Origin of the sequence: Pseudonocardia sp. MH-G8 (assembly GCF_002262885.1) — a bacterium.
GTDB lineage: Bacteria > Actinomycetota > Actinomycetes > Mycobacteriales > Pseudonocardiaceae > Pseudonocardia.
The window spans coordinates 1-1,437 of sequence record NZ_NKYF01000065.1 but is presented as its reverse complement, the minus strand read 5'-3'; the positions used below and the strand labels follow the sequence as shown (position 1 = coordinate 1,437).

The window sequence follows — 1,437 nt, the reverse complement described above, 5'->3', positions numbered from 1 at the left end:
TACTGCAACGGCAGTTCATGTCCGCGGTGGTCGGTGGCCGCGACGTCGGTAGTGGCATGCGCGTGCCTGGTGTTGGCGGCGTCGTCGCCAGATCGACCAGTTGATCGTGCTGGTGGCGCAGACGATCGGGGCGAGGACCAGGCTGACGAGTAGGCGTCGGATCTCGTTGCTACTCAACGGGATCAACTCGTCGCGGCCGCCTGTAGATCCCCCTTTTTCGCCTCCTCGTCGATCTCGGCTTCGATCTCTGAGGCGCGGGTGGCGGCGAGGTAGGCGGCGGCGAGCATCGCGAGGGTGACGTGGGCGTACCAGGCTCGGTAGCCGCGAGCTTGGTAGTGGTCCAGGCCGGCTTCGTTCTTCGCGGTCTGGAAGCACTCCTCGATCGCCCACCGGGCCGCAGCGACCCGGATCAGCTCGGGCACCGGCGTCGCTGCGGGACCGGCGCAGCGGTAGAACGCCAGCTCCGGGTCCTTGCCAGGCTCCGGGTCGATCTGCCGCCGCACCAGCAGCCAGTGGCCCCACTCGGGCGGGAGGCCGTCGGCCTTCGCGGTGGAGTGCAGCGTGAGGACGGTCCAGTCGTAGAGCCGTTCCCCGTGCGCACCGGGCCCGGCCGAGCGTCGCTCCCAGGCGCTGTCCCCGGCCAGCGCAGCGAGGTCCTGGGCCGGGTAGCGGCGGCCGTCGGGGCAGGTCAGCGTGTCATCGCTGCGGGTGGCCAGCACGAACGGCACCGCGCGGGCGGCCAGCCAGACGCGGAAGGCGCGGTTCTGCCCGAACGCCTCGTCCGCGGTGACCCAGCCGGCCAGGACACCAGCGTCATACGCGCGGGCCAACATGTCCAAGGCGAGCTGCGGCTTGGTCGCGAACCCGACCTCGGCGGGGACGCCGGCGCCCGCGCACCGATCACGGTCCTCGGTCCACGAGGTCGGCAGGTAGAGCTCGCGGTCCACCAGCGCCCGCCCGCGCACGGAGCCATAGGCCAGGAACACCCCGAGCTGACAGTTGTCAATCTTCCCGCTGGTGCCGGTGTATTGGCGCTGCACCCCGGCCGAGCGCACCCCCTTCTTGATGAACCCGGTGTCATCAGCGATCCACACCCCGGACGGGTCACCGAGCTGATCCAGCACGTATCCGCGCAGGTCATCACGCACCCCGTCGACATCCCAGTCCGCGGTGCGCAGCAGCCGCTGCATCCCATCCGGCGACACCGCACCGGCATGCTCAGCCAACGTCCAGCCGTTCTTTCGCTCCAACCCCGCGAGCAACCCGCGCAAGTACGCCCCGACCCGGCGACGCGGCTCGACCCGACCGAACCGGCCCGCGATCAACTCCACCACCGCATCCAACGACGCGACCCACCCAGCAAGATCCACCACGCGGTGATCATCACCGCCGGACGAGCCTCAGCCTCTCACGACACGCCGAAGTGCCGTTGCAGTA

Annotated in this window: 1 protein-coding gene; it reads right to left on the bottom strand. The window is 70.0% G+C overall.

All coding sequences use genetic code 11. The features are described from left to right. Positions 1-182 precede the first annotated feature (182 nt). Entirely contained in the window at positions 183-1,373 is a 1,191-nt protein-coding gene (locus tag CFP66_RS46830; protein ID WP_198962158.1) for an IS701 family transposase, read from the bottom strand. Positions 1,374-1,437 lie beyond the last annotated feature (64 nt).